This is a genomic window from Pseudomonas sp. HN2-3 (assembly GCF_020691745.1).
Lineage (GTDB): Bacteria > Pseudomonadota > Gammaproteobacteria > Pseudomonadales > Pseudomonadaceae > Aquipseudomonas > Aquipseudomonas capeferrum.
In genome coordinates, this window is record NZ_CP085704.1 from 4,952,189 (window position 1) to 4,965,527 (window position 13,339).

The 13,339-nt window shown below is 64.6% G+C and carries 15 protein-coding genes; 5 read left to right on the forward strand and 10 right to left on the reverse strand.

Going from position 1 to position 13,339, the window contains the following annotated elements:
* Window positions 1-237: 237 nt before the first annotated feature.
* Window positions 238-1,113: a helix-turn-helix domain-containing protein gene (locus LJX93_RS22455; protein WP_156311120.1), complete on the forward strand. Its 876-nt coding sequence runs from the start codon at window positions 238-240 to the stop codon at window positions 1,111-1,113.
* Window positions 1,114-1,133: 20 nt separating this feature from the next.
* Here LJX93_RS22455 and LJX93_RS22460 read toward each other — a convergent pair whose 3' ends face one another.
* From LJX93_RS22460 to LJX93_RS22485, 6 genes are all read right to left on the reverse strand, one after another.
* Complete coding sequence (locus tag LJX93_RS22460) at window positions 1,134-3,524, reverse strand: TonB-dependent siderophore receptor (protein WP_033702899.1); 2,391 nt, start codon at window positions 3,522-3,524, stop codon at window positions 1,134-1,136.
* Between the two features lie 116 nt (window positions 3,525-3,640).
* Window positions 3,641-4,624: a FecR family protein gene (locus LJX93_RS22465; protein ID WP_227696427.1), complete on the reverse strand. Its 984-nt coding sequence runs from the start codon at window positions 4,622-4,624 to the stop codon at window positions 3,641-3,643.
* Window positions 4,621-5,178 carry an RNA polymerase sigma factor gene (locus LJX93_RS22470; protein WP_371856414.1) on the reverse strand — a complete coding sequence of 186 codons (558 nt, stop codon included), beginning with the start codon at window positions 5,176-5,178 and terminating at the stop codon, window positions 4,621-4,623. Before LJX93_RS22470 ends, LJX93_RS22465 begins: the two co-directional genes overlap by 4 nt.
* Before the next feature lie 22 nt (window positions 5,179-5,200).
* Entirely contained in the window at window positions 5,201-5,527 is a 327-nt protein-coding gene (locus LJX93_RS22475) for a DUF3325 domain-containing protein (protein ID WP_033702902.1), read from the reverse strand.
* The gene (locus LJX93_RS22480) at window positions 5,527-7,104 is read right to left on the reverse strand and encodes a PepSY-associated TM helix domain-containing protein (protein WP_033702903.1); all 1,578 of its coding nucleotides are present in this window, start codon (window positions 7,102-7,104) and stop codon (window positions 5,527-5,529) included. Before LJX93_RS22480 ends, LJX93_RS22475 begins: the two co-directional genes overlap by 1 nt.
* Window positions 7,101-7,406, reverse strand: a complete 306-nt coding sequence (locus LJX93_RS22485) for a DUF3649 domain-containing protein (protein WP_033702904.1) — start codon at window positions 7,404-7,406, stop codon at window positions 7,101-7,103. The genes LJX93_RS22480 and LJX93_RS22485 overlap by 4 nt, the downstream gene beginning before the upstream one ends.
* A gap of 246 nt (window positions 7,407-7,652) precedes the next feature.
* Between LJX93_RS22485 and LJX93_RS22490 the strand changes: the two genes are divergently transcribed.
* Both LJX93_RS22490 and LJX93_RS22495 read left to right on the forward strand, forming a co-directional pair.
* Complete coding sequence (locus tag LJX93_RS22490; RefSeq protein ID WP_027595269.1) at window positions 7,653-8,000, forward strand: HPF/RaiA family ribosome-associated protein; 348 nt, start codon at window positions 7,653-7,655, stop codon at window positions 7,998-8,000.
* Between the two features lie 122 nt (window positions 8,001-8,122).
* Window positions 8,123-8,413 carry a DUF3509 domain-containing protein gene (locus tag LJX93_RS22495; protein ID WP_033702905.1) on the forward strand — a complete coding sequence of 97 codons (291 nt, stop codon included), beginning with the start codon at window positions 8,123-8,125 and terminating at the stop codon, window positions 8,411-8,413.
* A 16-nt stretch (window positions 8,414-8,429) separates the two neighbouring features.
* On the opposite strand, the gene LJX93_RS22500 is transcribed toward LJX93_RS22495, so the two are convergent.
* A complete protein-coding gene (locus LJX93_RS22500) occupies window positions 8,430-8,900 on the reverse strand; it encodes a phosphate-starvation-inducible protein PsiE (RefSeq protein ID WP_012274137.1) in 471 nt (156 codons plus the stop codon).
* A gap of 232 nt (window positions 8,901-9,132) precedes the next feature.
* Here LJX93_RS22500 and LJX93_RS22505 point away from each other — a divergent pair, with 232 nt between their 5' ends.
* A complete protein-coding gene (locus LJX93_RS22505; protein ID WP_033702906.1) occupies window positions 9,133-9,396 on the forward strand; it encodes a YebG family protein in 264 nt (87 codons plus the stop codon).
* A 58-nt stretch (window positions 9,397-9,454) separates the two neighbouring features.
* Here LJX93_RS22505 and LJX93_RS22510 read toward each other — a convergent pair whose 3' ends face one another.
* Window positions 9,455-10,474: a Leu/Phe/Val dehydrogenase gene (locus LJX93_RS22510; RefSeq protein WP_033702907.1), complete on the reverse strand. Its 1,020-nt coding sequence runs from the start codon at window positions 10,472-10,474 to the stop codon at window positions 9,455-9,457.
* A 125-nt stretch (window positions 10,475-10,599) separates the two neighbouring features.
* Between LJX93_RS22510 and LJX93_RS22515 the strand changes: the two genes are divergently transcribed.
* On the forward strand, window positions 10,600-11,406 hold the full coding sequence (locus LJX93_RS22515; RefSeq protein WP_033702908.1) for a SirB1 family protein: 807 nt from the start codon (window positions 10,600-10,602) through the stop codon (window positions 11,404-11,406).
* Here LJX93_RS22515 and maiA read toward each other — a convergent pair.
* Together maiA and fahA are read right to left on the reverse strand one after the other, a co-directional pair.
* Window positions 11,400-12,032 (reverse strand): maleylacetoacetate isomerase, encoded by a 633-nt coding sequence (gene maiA / locus LJX93_RS22520; protein WP_095064179.1) that lies wholly within the window; start codon window positions 12,030-12,032, stop codon window positions 11,400-11,402. The two genes, LJX93_RS22515 and maiA, sit on opposite strands and share 7 nt — an antisense overlap.
* Before the next feature lie 12 nt (window positions 12,033-12,044).
* Window positions 12,045-13,337 (reverse strand): fumarylacetoacetase, encoded by a 1,293-nt coding sequence (gene fahA, locus LJX93_RS22525; RefSeq protein ID WP_227696428.1) that lies wholly within the window; start codon window positions 13,335-13,337, stop codon window positions 12,045-12,047.
* Window positions 13,338-13,339 lie beyond the last annotated feature (2 nt).

The following is a 13,339-nucleotide window of genomic DNA, read 5'->3' on the forward strand; positions in this document are numbered from 1 at the left end:
ATCGGTGCCCGGCGCTTCGCGGGGCAAGCCCGCTCCCACTGGTACCGCCCAGCCTCGAAACCTGCGGCGCATCCGTGGGAGCGGGCTTGCCCCGCGAATCGAGGGCGCAACCCTCGCCGAGGCCCTCAGTGTTCGCCCTGCTGGCCCCTTCGCGCTTGCACAAACTTGCGCTTTTGTACTGCAGCTAGCTGCCTGCGCGGCCAACTCGCAGTACGATGGCGCTCAGAGGAATCGCCCATGACCCCACTGTCCCAGTTGCAAGTGTTCAACGCCATGCACGCCTCGCCCCATGCCCGTCTGGAGCTGAGCGCGCACCTGGGCGACGGCCTGGCTGCGGCACTGTGGCGAAACCGCGACGATGCCCGCGACTACCAGGCGCCAAGCCATCACACACTGTCGTGCTACATCGCCGATGGCACCGGCACGTTTCGCCGCCAGCGCCCGGCCGACAAGGGCGCGCCGAACAAGCTGTGCGTCATGCCGGCCGGCCACGAGTCGAACTGGGTGGTCAATGGCGAGATCCGCCTGGCCCACCTGTACATCAGCGAGGCACAGTTCGCCCTCGGCTGTGTGCGCCTGCTGGACCGCGAACCGCGGGAGCTGCAGTTGCAGGAGGCGACGTTTCTCGACGACCCGCAGCAGGCGCTGCGCTTTCACCAATTAATCAGCCTGGACTGGGATGAACCCGGCGAGCGCTTGCTGGCCAGCAGCCTGGCGCACGAGATCGTCGACCACGCGGTGCTCAGCCAGGTTGGGCTACGTGAGGGCTTGCGGTTGAAAGGTGGGCTGGCGCCGAGCCTGCGTCGACAGTTGGTCGAATACATCGAGGCGCACCTGGACCAGCCCATCACCCTCGGCGAGCTGGCGGTGCGCTGCAATTTGTCCGAGTACCACTTTGCGCGCATGTTCCGCAGCAGTTTCGGCTTGCCGCCGCACCAGTACCTGCTGGCTCGGCGGCTGCATCGGGCTTGCCAGTTGCTGCGCCTGGGCCAGTTGCCACTGGGCGAGGTTGCGTTGCTGTGCGGGTTTGCCAGTGCCAGCCATTTCAGCAACCGGTTTCGTCAGGCACTCGGGGCGACACCCGGCGCCTATCGTGCAGCCTTCACCCTTTGATGGGGCCGCTGCGCAGCCCTTCAGAATTCCAAGGTGCTGGAAAGGCTCACCTGCCGCGCATCCCCCACCGCCACGAAGTACTGGTTCACCGCCGAGCTGTAGTACACCTTGTCGAACAGGTTCTTCACATTCAGTTGCAGGCGCACGTTGTGTTCGTCGAGCTTGGTCTCATACGTGGCAAAGGCATCGGCCACGGTATAGCTCGGCAGGTCGAAGGTGTTGGTCGCATTCCCCGCACGCTCGCCCACATAACGGGCCCCGGCACCCAAGCGCAGGCGGTCAGCGCCGAACAGGCTGCCAAAGTCATACACCGCCGACAACGAGCCGCTGTGCCTGGCCACGTTCTGCAGGCGGTTGCCTTCAAGGTCAGGGTCTTTGGTCACCTTGGCATCGGTAAAGGCATAGCTGCCGATCAGGCTCCAGCGTTCGCTGAGCTGCCCGGTCAGGTCCAGCTCGACACCGCGTGAATTGACCTCACCGGCATTGCTGTAGACCGTCTCGCCGGTGCCGCTGTCGAAATTGGCCACCAGCACGTTGCGCTTGGTGATGTCGAACAGCGCCAGGGTACCGGTCAGGCTGCCCGGCATGTCGAGCTTGGCGCCCAGCTCCCACGACTTGCCCTCCTCCGGCGCCACCGAGGCGTCCAGCACCACGCCGCCGGTCAGCGGCGCAATGCTGGAGTTGGGCTTGAACGACTCGCTGTAACTGCCATAGAACGACAGCTGGTCATCGACCTTGTAGACGATGCCGGCATGCGGCACCCAGGCCTGGCCGCTGGTGTCGGTATTGGCCTTGAACGGGCGGCCGCGCCCGGCGTACTGGTCGAACTGCTGGAAGCGCGCGCCGGCCACCACAATCCAGTGGTCGTCCAGGTGCACCGCGTCCTGCATGAACAGGGCATCGGTGCGCAGTTTGTCGGTCTGGTCGCTGTCGCTGGCGCGCACGCTGCTGCCCTCCACTTCCTGGCCATACACCGGGTTCACATAGCTGAAGCTGGACTGCGCGGTCTGGCGAATCAGGTCGCCACGAAACACCTTGCGGTCTTCGTGATCGATACCGAGCAGCAGGTCATGCTGCAGGCCGCCCAGCTCGACGTTGCCCGCCAGGCTGACGGTGGCGAACTGGTCGCGGCTCATGGCGTTGTGGGTGCCATCGATGCTGCGCGTCAGCGTGCCCTTGGCCTCGTTTACACCGGTCACACGGACCTGGCTGGCATCGTAGGTTTCGCGGTTGAAGCTGTAGCCGAAGTGCAGCTTCCAGTCATCGGCCAGTTGATGGTCGACCTCCAGGCGGTACAGGTCGGAGCGCCCTTGCATGTCGTTGAACGGCTCGTCCAGGCGACGCGTGGCCGGTATGTCCAACGGGTGGCCGTTGCTGCCAAATGCCGTGCCGCGGTCGAACGGGTAGCGAAACTCGCGGTGCTCGTAGGCCAGCACCACCTGGGTGTCCTCGCCCAGCCAGGCCAGCGACGGCGCCACCAGCGATTCACGGTGCACGCCGAAGTTGCGCCAGTAATCTTCATCCTCATGATCGACGATCAGCCGGTAGGCGAACGGGCTGTCGCCCAGTGCCCCGGTGCTGTCGAAGCCGCCGCCGCTGCCGTTCTTGCCGCTGCCATAGGTCGAGCCGCGCACGGTCAGGGCGTTGTACTGCTGCAGTTGCGGGCGCTTGCTGACCACGTTGATGACCCCGCCCGGGTCCTGGATGCCATACAGCAACGAGGCCGGCCCCTTGAGCACCTCGACCCGCTCGGTATTGGCGTTGAGGCTGCGGCCCTGCACGATGGGCATGCCGTCACGCATGATCGAACCGTCGCGGTTGTCACCGAAGCCGCGCTTCATCACGGTGTCGGAGGTGCCGCCGAAGTTATTGCCCTGGGTAATGCCGCTGACATGGGTCAAGGCGTCATCGAGGTTACGTGGGGCCTGGTCACGGATGACCTGGGCCGGGACTACGTTGATCGCCTGGGGAATGTCCTGGTTCGGGCCTTGGCCACGCATGATCGAGGCACTGGCCGGGGGCTGGTAGCTGTAAGCGTCCATTTGCGAGGTCACAGTGGTGGCCTGCAGGTTCAGTGCCCCATCGGTGCCCACGGCTTCGAGGGTCAGGGTGCGCGCATCGACGCGGCGCCAGGCCAGGCCGGAGGTGCCCAGCAATTGCTGCAGCGCCTGCTCGGCGCTGAACGTACCGTTGAGGGCGGGTGCTTGCACGCCTGGAAGCTCGAGGGTGTAGACCACGCTCTGGCCGGTGGCACGGCTGAAAGCATTGAGCGCCGGGGCCAGGGGCTGGCTCGGTTGGGCGAAGGTGTACGCCTGCATCTGCTCGGCGGCCCTGGCCAGCGGTGCGATGGCGATGACCGGGAACACTGCAAGACCGAGCCAGAGGGGGACGCAACGCGGGGTGAACTTCATGGACGCTGACCTGTAAGTGGGTATTGACTGCGAATGAATCGCACTTCCACTCATTACACGGATGCCACGCCCTGTTACCTCATCCGTTATCTGAAAAATTTTTGCGCGACCGGTGCCTAGCGGATAAGGGTCAAACGCCCCAATACGGTCTGCCGCGAAAAGCCCATCACCTTGCCGAGCGAGTCGAGCGCCGCCAAAGGCTCCTGCACCGGGAAACTGCCACTGACCTTGCGCTGCCCCAACTCTCCATCAAGCAACAGGATGCGCCCCGGGTAATAGCGCCCAAGGTCTTCGACCACCTGCGCCAGCGGCACCTGATAGTAATTCAGCCAGCCCTGGCGCCAAGCCAGGCGGCTCTCGCTGTCCACGCTCTGGGTGCTGCCCGCCCGGCCGCCAACGTAGGCCAGTTGCTGATTGGCCGTCAGTTCTCGGGCAACCTCGCCTTGCACCGGTGTCACCGCCACACGCCCACTGCGCACCGTGACTTGCGCGCCATCACCCTGCTCACGCACCTCGAACTGGGTGCCCAGCACCCGCACCTCGCCGCCCGCGGCGGCTACCAGAAACGGCTCACCCGTGTGGGTGACCTGAAAGAACGCCGCCCCGCGCAGCAGCCGTACTCGCCGCTCGCCGTGCGCAAAGTCGACCGCAATGGCGCTGCCCGCGTCCAGTGTCACTTGCGATTTGTCGGCCAGGGTCAGCTGGCGGACGTGCCCTGTGCTGCTGTAGTCGGCCTGCAGGTCCTGCAACCAGAAGCCGGGGTGCCAACCGCCCACAACGCCGACCGCCAGCACCAGGCAGGCTGCCGCCGCCAAGGCGGAGACACGTTGCCGCCAACGGCCTTGGGCAGGTGGCCGGGCGATGGCATCCAGGTACTGCTGCAGGCCTTCGCGCTCTTCATCGGCCAACCGCGCCGCCGGCACCGCGCTCATCTGCCACAGCGCCTTGGCCTGGGCATAGGCTTCGCGATGCCCCGGGTCGGCCAGTAACCAACGTTTGAACGCTGCGCCCTGGGCTTGCTCAGGCTGCTCGTTGATGCGGATCAGCCACTGCAGGGCGGCTTGTGACTGCGCGGCAGTGATCGAATTCGGACGGCTCATCGACGGGCGCTCCCTGGCCTGCGCATGGTGGACGCGGGCTCGGCGATACTCGCCTTGCACGCTTCGAGGGCGCGCATCATATGCTTTTCCACAGCGCTCTGGGACAGTTGCATGGCCGTGGCAATCTCGCTGTACGTGCAGCCGTGGATGCGGTTGAGCAGAAAGATCTGACGCGTACGCGCGGGCAAGGCACGCAATGCGGCTTCGATGCGTTGCAGGTCGTGATCGACCTCCAAGGCTTGCTCAGGCTCCGCGGCGCTGGCTTGCTCATCCACGGCGTGGGTGGCTTCTGCCACGCGCTCGCGGCTGCTTTCACTGCGCAAGTGGTCGATGGCGAGGTTGCCGGCACAGCGCAGCAGGTAGGTGTCCAGTGCCTCGACCTTGACCTCGGGGCGGCGCCAGAAACGCAGGAACAACTCCTGCACCAGGTCCGATGCCGTGGCCCGGCAGCCGACGCGGCGGTTGACCAACGCTTCCATGCGCGCCCGCTGCGCCAGGAACACCTGAACGAAACGCGCACGCCCGCTGGCGCTGTCGGCGTCAGGTTCGCGCATGTCTTGCGGCTGGCTCAAGCGGTCACCCCGCCAGCACAGCCAGCAGCGGGCCCAGCACCAGGCTGGCGGCGGCCAGGCCCAGCAACAGACGTGGCTGGTACGGCAGGACGAACACCCAGAGGGTCACCCCCGCCATCAACACCGCGATCCACTCCACCAGGCCATGGCCCCAGCCCCGCAGGTGCACGCTGAGTACCAGCGACAGCATCAGCAGCAGCCAGCCAGCGACGCGCAGCAAGCGCACCTGTTGCGGGCGCGGCTTGCACCCAAGCAGGTCGCTGAAGTGTTTTTCCATGGCCAGGCACAGGGCAGCGAAGCCTGCGAAGCCGATCAGCGCAATACCTAGCATCAGCCTACCTCGACCACGTCAGCAGTCGGTTTTTTTGCCGCGCGCGAGGCGCGCTTGGCCACAGGTTTGGGGGCGCGCAGCATCTTGCTGGCCGCCCAGGCCAGGAACAGGCCGACGGCCAATGCCGTGAGATCGAACCCGGCCATGGCCCAGTCGCCAACCTGCAGCGAATGATCCAGGCCCTGGCCGGTGGTCAGGCCATTGACCAGTGGTAGCAAGGCGAACGCCAGCGCGCCCAGCGCCAGTTGCTCACCCCAGGCGCGACGCCCGGGACGCAACACGGCATGCACCAGCGACAGCAGCCAGGCCAGGAAGAAGGCGTTGACCTCCCAGTCGGCGCGGCCTTCCAACGCCACAGGAACCAGCCGGTTGGCCCAGAAGAACCCCGCCACCGCCAGCAGCAGGCCGCTCATGCTGGCAATATTGAGCACCTCGACCAGGCGCAACTCGCTTGGCATGTGCTCGCTCTTGGCATGCTTGAGCTGACGCTTACCCAGCCACATCACCAGGCCTGTGCCGATCACCGCCGTGCCGGCCACACCGAACACGAAGTACAGCCAGCGCAGCCAGGGACCCGCGAAATTGCCCATGTGCAGGCCGGCGAAGCTGAAGGCCGTCGCCATCGCGCCGCTCTCCGGCGCACCTTGGCTCAGCAGCGCGCCGTTGGTGCCGTCGAAGGTCCACTTGGCGCTGCGCTTGTAGGCGATGTTGTCGGCGGAGGCCTGGGTGAAGGTGACCTGGGCATTGCTGTCGCCGGGGTTGTGCAGCTGGATGTAGCCGATACGCGCACCTGGCACTTGTTCCTGAACCTTGGCGTACAGCGTCGGCAACGGCACCAGCGGCGTCGCGACGTTGGCCGCCTTGGGTGGATCGTCACGGCCGAACAGCTCGTTGAAGTAATCGCCGGTGTTGCCGCTGTAGCTGGCCAGAATGCCGGCAGGCATCACCATGTACATGAACAGCACCAGGCTGCTGTAGCTGATCATCAGGTGGAACGGCAGCACCAGCACACCGATTGCGTTGTGCCCGTCCAGCCACGAGCGCTGGCCCTTGCCAGGGCGGAAGGTGAAGAACTCCTTGAAGATCTTCTTGTGGGTGATGATCCCGGTGACCAGGCCTACCAGCATGATGAAGGCACAGAAGGTCGACAGCCAACGGCCAAACGGATACGGCATCTCGAGCTGGAAGTGGAAACGGTAGAAGAACTCGCCGCCGCGGCTGTCGCGGGCCTCGACCGGCTGGCCGGTCTGCGCGTCGAGGCTTTTGCTGACAAAGCCGCGCCGCCCGGCCTCGGGGTCACGCCAGCTCACGCTCAGCGCAGCCTCGCGGGCATTAGGCAAACGGATCATCCAACTGCCGGCGTGCGCGGCATTGGCCTCCAGGTAGCGCTGGGCCAGGCCTAGGCTGTTGACCGGGTCGAGCGCATGGCGGCGCACTTCGGGCTGGGACCAGTGGTTGATCTCTTCCTTGAAGTAGGACAGCGTGCCGGTGAGGAAGATGGCAAACAGCAGCCAGCCGAAGATCAGGCCGGTCCAGGTGTGCAGCCAGGCCATGGCCTGGCGGAAGCCTTCTTTCATGGGGTTTTCATCCAGTAGGCAATCCCGCTGGCCATGGCCATCAGCAGGCTGGGCAACAGCACGCCCAGCCAGGCACGCCAGGCGCTGCGGCAAGCAAAGCACCAGATGAAGGCCAGCAGGTAGAAGACGAACGACAGCAGCAAGCCGATGAGCGTCGCGTCTACCCGTGACAGGGGCGCCAGCAACGCGATGCAGACACTGGCCATGGACGCCAGCAGATAACCGCCCAACAACGCGGCCAGGCAACGTGAAGCCACGGCCAGGCGGTAGCTGAGTGGGAGGCCGGCGGCTTTGCTCTTCATGGCGGAGGTCCGGGCATTTTCGGGGCTGCAATAGTAATGATTTCAATTCTCATAAGCAAAGCATTGCCTGTTGCGCAGGAGGTTGCGCGGCCCTCAACGTGCATTTGCAACAAGAAATTTATTTTCAAAAAGGGCTTGAAATCATGCCTCGGTTGCCTGACCTTAGAGTCAAGAGGCGCAGAAATTCCAAGGGTCTCAAGGGCCTAGGCACGCCTCCATGCGAGCAAGCTGAATAAGGATTGAATCATGCAAATCCAGGTCAACAGCAGCAACCATATCGAAGGTAACGCCCGGCTCGACGAGTGGGTCCGCAGTACGCTGGAAAGCTCACTCGAACGTTACGAGGACGACCTCACCCGCATCGAGGTCCACCTGCGCGACGAGAACGGCGCCAAGCCCGGACCGCATGACAAACGTTGCCAAATGGAGGCTCGCCCGAAAGGCCACCAGCCGATTTCCGTGACCCACACCGCCACCTCGCTGGACCAGGCGGTCGATGGTGCCGCCACCAAGCTCAACCATGCGCTGGAACACTTCTACGGCAAGCTGCGCAGCAAGCGCGGTGTGCTGGAACTGAGTGACCCAGACGCCTGATGGTTACAACAAAACGCCCGGCCTAGAGCCGGGCGTTTTCGTTTCTGCCGATCAACGGCGCTGAACCAATGAGGTTTTTGTCCGGTCAACCTGTGCAATCCATTTGCTGCAGAAGCATGACCATGAACAACCCATTCGAACTCATCAGCGCCGCCTTCGCCCCCGAGTACCGGGTCAACCTGAGCATCGCCAACCTCGATGGCAGCATCATGCTGACCCTGTCCGACGACGCCGGCGTGGTCGCCAAGCGCCTGATCAGCCAGGCCCAGCGCAACGACCCGGTGCGCCTGCAGCGGGTCATCGACAGCATCCGCCTGGGCCTGGCCATAGAACTCGGCCAGAACCCCATGCAGGTGCTTGCCGCGCTGACCCGTGATGCGCAACACGCGCCGCGTCACTTCGTGGCCAACTAGGGTTTGGCCAGGGGTTTTACTTGCCCTCCTCCACTTCCTTGCCGTTGGCATCCAGCACCTTGGTCGAGGGATAGCGGTACGAGGCGTAGCGCACCACCAGGATCGAGAACGCCAGCAGCAGGATGCCACCGCACAGGTACAGCAGGCCCTCATCCGGCGCCTTGTGATGCGAGACATCGCCGATCAGCAGGCGCGTCAGCGCAGTGATCGCCACGTACAGCAGGAAGCGGATGGGCATGTGGTTGGTCTTGAAGTAGATCCCCACCATCGCCCCCAGCTCCAGGTAGATGAACAGCAGCAAGATGTCATCGACACTGACCCCGCCCTTGCCGAGCATGTCCAGAAACGTCACCACCGCCGCGTAGGCAGTGATGGCACCAATGCCGAACAGCGCCAGATAATGGAATGCCTCGACGCACAGGTTGCCCAGTGAGTCGGCCGAGCCGTGCAGGCCCTTGCGCAGCTTTTCAGCCCATTTGATGTTCACGATTGTCCCATTCCCCGATACGCCATGAAGGATGATGCGCCACCTCTGTGACGCTTGTGCCTTGCAGTTAAAGGGCCAGGCCCCCCGCTTTGGAAGGCGACCGATTGCCGCAAGGCACCTGTGGGCTACGCTTTTGCGCAAGATTCTGGTTGCGCAACGATGCCCGATGCCATTACTGTATATAGATACAGTAAAACGCAACCCAACCAGCAAAAAGGCATAGAGGTGATGAATGGCCGTCGAAGTGGTGTACCGCAGCAGCCGCGACCCGGAGCGCTTGTTCATGGATAAGGCCGAAGCAGATCGTCACGACAAGATGCTCGAACTGGCCGAGCGCCTGGCCGAAGTGCTGCACAAGGCAGTGCCATCGCTGACCGAGCAGCAGGTCGAAGAAGCCGGTATCTACATGGCCAAGAACCGCGATGTGTTCGCCCGGGCGTTCAAGAGCCAGCCAGACGCTTTGGCCGAGCTGCTCGATGGCCAAGCAGCCGAATAGTATCGCGCGGCATTTGGGGGAGCAGGTTTAACCGCTCCCACAGGCAACAACGCCGCACTCAACCGTAGAGCAACCGCTCCGCCAGCATCTGTGCCACCCGCGCCGGCGAACGTTTCTCCGCCTGGGCATGGCCAAACACTTCGGTCAGCCGCGTGGGAATACGCGCCAGGTGCGCTGTGATGGTGCTCAGGTCCTCACCCCGATGGGTCAATGCCACATAGATCAGCCCACCGGCATTGATGACATAGTCAGGCGCATACAAGATGCCGCGCGACTCCAACTGGTCGGCCACCTGCAGGGTAGTCAGCTGATTGTTCGCCGCCCCCGCCACCGCCGCGCAACGCAGTTGCATCACGCTCTGCCCGTTGAGCACCGGCCCCACGCCACAAGGGGCGAAGATATCGCAGGGGGTGCTGATCAAGGCATCGTTGGTCACCGGGTGCGCATTGAACTGCTCGACCGCCAGTCGCACACGCCCAGGGTCCAGGTCACTCACCAGCAGCTCCGCACCCGCCGCGTGCAACTGCTCGGCCAAGGCATAGCCAACGTTGCCCAAGCCTTGCACCGCAACGCGCAAGCCTTCCAGGTTGTAGCTGCCCAGGCGGGCATAGGACGTGGCGCGAATACCCGCGAACACCCCCATGGCGGCATGCGGTGAAGGGTCACCCGAGGCTGTGGTGCTGGTCACATGCGGCGTACTCTGGGCGATGCAGTCCATGTCCACGGTTGAGGTACCGCTGTCTACGGCGGTAATGAAACGCCCCTGCAGGGTGTCGACGAAACGGCCGAACGCCTCGAACAGCGCTGCGCGGTTTTCGACATGGGGGTTGCGCATGATCACCGCCTTGCCCCCCCCCAGCGGCAACCCCGCCAGCGCGGCCTTGTAGCTCATGCCCTGGGCCAGGCGGATCGCGTCGGTCATGGCGCTCTCGTCATCGGCGTAAGGCAGGTAGCGACACCCGCCCATGGCGGGGCCCAGTTGCTCGCTGTGGATAACCACCACGGCCTTGAGCCCCGTAGGCGGGTCGATGAACAAGTGCAACGATTGGGTACGGGTACTTTGCATGAGTGCGAACATCGGCGGGCTCCCCAACGAGGTGCTCCTAGCAGTATAGGCACGCCCGCGAGCGTAGAGCCTTGGTCAGACCACTGGACGAAACAGCGCGCCACGGCTAATAGTTAAACGTGTGTGGAGATCCCCCCATGAAGCCACGTCAAGCCTGCCTGGCCTGCCTGGAACGCGAGCCTGTCGCCCTGCTGGAAGCCGCATTGTGGATTGCCGCCGAGCACGACGCTGCTGTCGAGCCCGCGCACAGCCTCGCCCTGCTGCACGACCTGCACCGCGAGATCAACGCCAACCTGCCGATGCTGCCCCTGTGCGAACTGGCCCAGCCGCTGCTGCGCCAACTCAATGCATTGGGTTTTCAGCAAGACGAATATCACCCATTGCGGCCCCAAGCGGCGTTGCTGAACAACGTCTTGCAACGCCGCCGTGGCCAACCGTTGACCCTGGCCATTCTGGCGCTGGAGCTGGCGGGGCGCCTGTCCATCCCGCTGGAAGGCGTGGGCTTCCCCGGCCACTTCCTGCTGCGCGTGCCCGGCGCCGACCACCTGCTTGACCCCTGCGGTGGCAGGCGCCTGTACCCAAGCGATTGCCGTGACCTGCTTGCCCGCCAGTTCGGCCCGCACGTGCCGCTGAACGCAGAGCACATGCGCACGGCCAGCCCACGGCAGATGCTGCAACGCCTGTCACGCAACCTGCGCCAGTTGCACATCAGCAACGACAACCACCTGGCCGCGCTGATCGATGCCGAGCGGGTCATGCAACTAGGCCCGGTGCAAGTCAGCGACTACACCACCCGCGCTTCGCTGTACCAGTCCCTGGATTGCCCGCAGGCCGAGCGCTTCGACCTGGAGCATGCCCTGCTACTGACGGACGACCCGGTGCAACGCCTGAAGCTGTCCGAACGTATCGGCAAACTCCCGGCGCCGACCCATTCCATTCACTGAACCGGGGTATCGGACTGCTGCGAGGGGTGCGCCTTGGCGAACGCCGGGTGCTGGGCAGCCAGTGCCGCAACGCGACGCAGCCGCGGGTAGCCGCTGAGGTCAATGTTGAAGCGCTCGGCAGCGTACAGCTGCGGCAGGAGGTAGACATCCGCCAACCCCGGCTCATCGCCAAAGCAGAAGCCGTGCTCGCCGATCAGTTGCTCGACCGCCGACAGCCCTTGGCTGATCCAGTGCGCGATCCACTGGTTGACCTGAGCCTCGTCCTGGCCGGCCTGGCGCAGCAGGTTGAGCACGCTGACGTTGTGCAGCGGGTGAATGTCGCAACCGATGATCGCCGCCACGCCGCGCACCTTGGCCCGCGCTTCGGCCGTGTCCGGTAGAAGCGCAGGCTGTGGATAAACCTCTTCCAGGTATTCGATGATCGCCGGTGACTGCACCAACAGCGCACCGCTGTCGGTGCGCAGGGCCGGCACTCGGCCCTGCGGGTTCACCGCGACATAGCCCGCATCGCGCTGCTCGCCCTTGAGCAGGTTGACCGGCAGTGACTGGTAATCCAGCCCCTTGAGCGCCAGCGCGATGCGTACCCGATAGGACGAGGTGGAACGGTAGTAGGTGTACAGCTCCATACCCCTGCCCCCTCAGTTGGCCGCGATGACAGTGCCGCGGCATTCGCCGAAGCCAATGCTGGCCACGCCATCACGCGTGCACCGGGCGCGCAGGATGATCTCGTCGCCGTCTTCGAGGAACTTGCGCACCTCGCCGCTGGCCAGTTCCACCGGCAGCTTGCCGCCCTCGGTGATCTCCAGCAGGCTGCCAAAGGAGCCCGGCGTTGCGCCCGACAGCGTGCCCGACCCGAACAGGTCGCCCGGTTGCAGCTGGCAACCGTTGACGCTGTGGTGGGCCACCATCTGCGCCACGGTCCAGTACATGCTGCGGGTGTTGCTCAGGGTCAGGCGGTGAGCGGCAAGGCCTTGCTCGCGCATGCGCTCGGTGAGCAGCAGCACTTCAAGCTCGATATCAAATGCGCCATTAGCCTGGTCACGCGCGTCCATCAGGTAGGACAACGGCTGCGGATCGCCTTGCGGGCGCGCCGGTTGTGCCGTGCGGAACGGCTCGAGGGCTTCGGCGGTCACCACCCAGGGCGAAACGCTGGTAATGAAACTCTTGGACAGGAACGGCCCCAGTGGCTGGTATTCCCAGGCCTGGATATCACGCGCCGACCAGTCGTTGAGCAGGCAGAAGCCGGCCACATGCTCGGCGGCATCACCCACCGGGATCGACTGGCCCATGTCGTTGCCCTGGCCGATCCAGATACCCAGCTCCAGCTCGTAGTCCAGGCGTGCGCAGGGGCCGAAGCTCGGCTCGCTGTGCCCGGCCGGCAAGGTCTGGCCTTTGGGGCGGCGCACATCGGTACCGGACGGACGGATGGTCGACGCACGGCCGTGATAACCGATTGGCACGTGCTTGTAGTTGGGCAGCAGCGGGTTGTCCGGGCGGAACAGCTTGCCCACGTTTTTGGCGTGTTCGATGCCGACATAGAAATCGGTGTAGTCGCCGATGCGGGCCGGTACATGCAGTTGGCAATCAGCGGCCGGGTACAGCGCGGCGTTGAGCGCCGACTGGTGTTCGCTGTGTTCGCCGAGCAGTACCAGCAAGCGCTCGCGCAGGGCCACACGGGCGCCACGGCCGAGGGCAAAGAAGGCGTTCAGCGCACCGCCGCGGGTGGCTTCTGCCGCCGCCTTGGCTTCACCTTCGAACAGCCCCGCGGCAAGTACTGCCTCGAGGTCAAGAATGGCATCGCCGATGGCCACGCCGCAGCGCAGCGCTTCACCCGGCCGACTGAAGATGCCCAACGGCAGGTTCTGCAGCGGGAAATCGCTGTGCCCGTTGGCATGCTCGACCCAGCTATGGGTAATGGCGGTCTGGTTCATGG

Coding starts and splice junctions, on each gene's coding strand:
- LJX93_RS22510 (WP_033702907.1), bottom strand. CDS start 10,474: ATGTTCGCACTCATGCAAAGTACCCGTACCCAATCGTTGCACTTGTTC.
- LJX93_RS22455 (WP_156311120.1), top strand. CDS start 238: ATGACCCCACTGTCCCAGTTGCAAGTGTTCAACGCCATGCACGCCTCG.
- LJX93_RS22470 (WP_371856414.1), bottom strand. CDS start 5,178: ATGCGCGAACCTGACGCCGACAGCGCCAGCGGGCGTGCGCGTTTCGTT.
- LJX93_RS22485 (WP_033702904.1), bottom strand. CDS start 7,406: ATGAAGAGCAAAGCCGCCGGCCTCCCACTCAGCTACCGCCTGGCCGTG.
- maiA (WP_095064179.1), bottom strand. CDS start 12,032: ATGGAGCTGTACACCTACTACCGTTCCACCTCGTCCTATCGGGTACGC.
- LJX93_RS22460 (WP_033702899.1), bottom strand. CDS start 3,524: ATGAAGTTCACCCCGCGTTGCGTCCCCCTCTGGCTCGGTCTTGCAGTG.
- LJX93_RS22515 (WP_033702908.1), top strand. CDS start 10,600: ATGAAGCCACGTCAAGCCTGCCTGGCCTGCCTGGAACGCGAGCCTGTC.
- LJX93_RS22475 (WP_033702902.1), bottom strand. CDS start 5,527: ATGCTAGGTATTGCGCTGATCGGCTTCGCAGGCTTCGCTGCCCTGTGC.
- LJX93_RS22505 (WP_033702906.1), top strand. CDS start 9,133: ATGGCCGTCGAAGTGGTGTACCGCAGCAGCCGCGACCCGGAGCGCTTG.
- LJX93_RS22495 (WP_033702905.1), top strand. CDS start 8,123: ATGAACAACCCATTCGAACTCATCAGCGCCGCCTTCGCCCCCGAGTAC.
- LJX93_RS22490 (WP_027595269.1), top strand. CDS start 7,653: ATGCAAATCCAGGTCAACAGCAGCAACCATATCGAAGGTAACGCCCGG.
- LJX93_RS22465 (WP_227696427.1), bottom strand. CDS start 4,624: ATGAGCCGTCCGAATTCGATCACTGCCGCGCAGTCACAAGCCGCCCTG.
- fahA (WP_227696428.1), bottom strand. CDS start 13,337: ATGAACCAGACCGCCATTACCCATAGCTGGGTCGAGCATGCCAACGGG.
- LJX93_RS22480 (WP_033702903.1), bottom strand. CDS start 7,104: ATGAAAGAAGGCTTCCGCCAGGCCATGGCCTGGCTGCACACCTGGACC.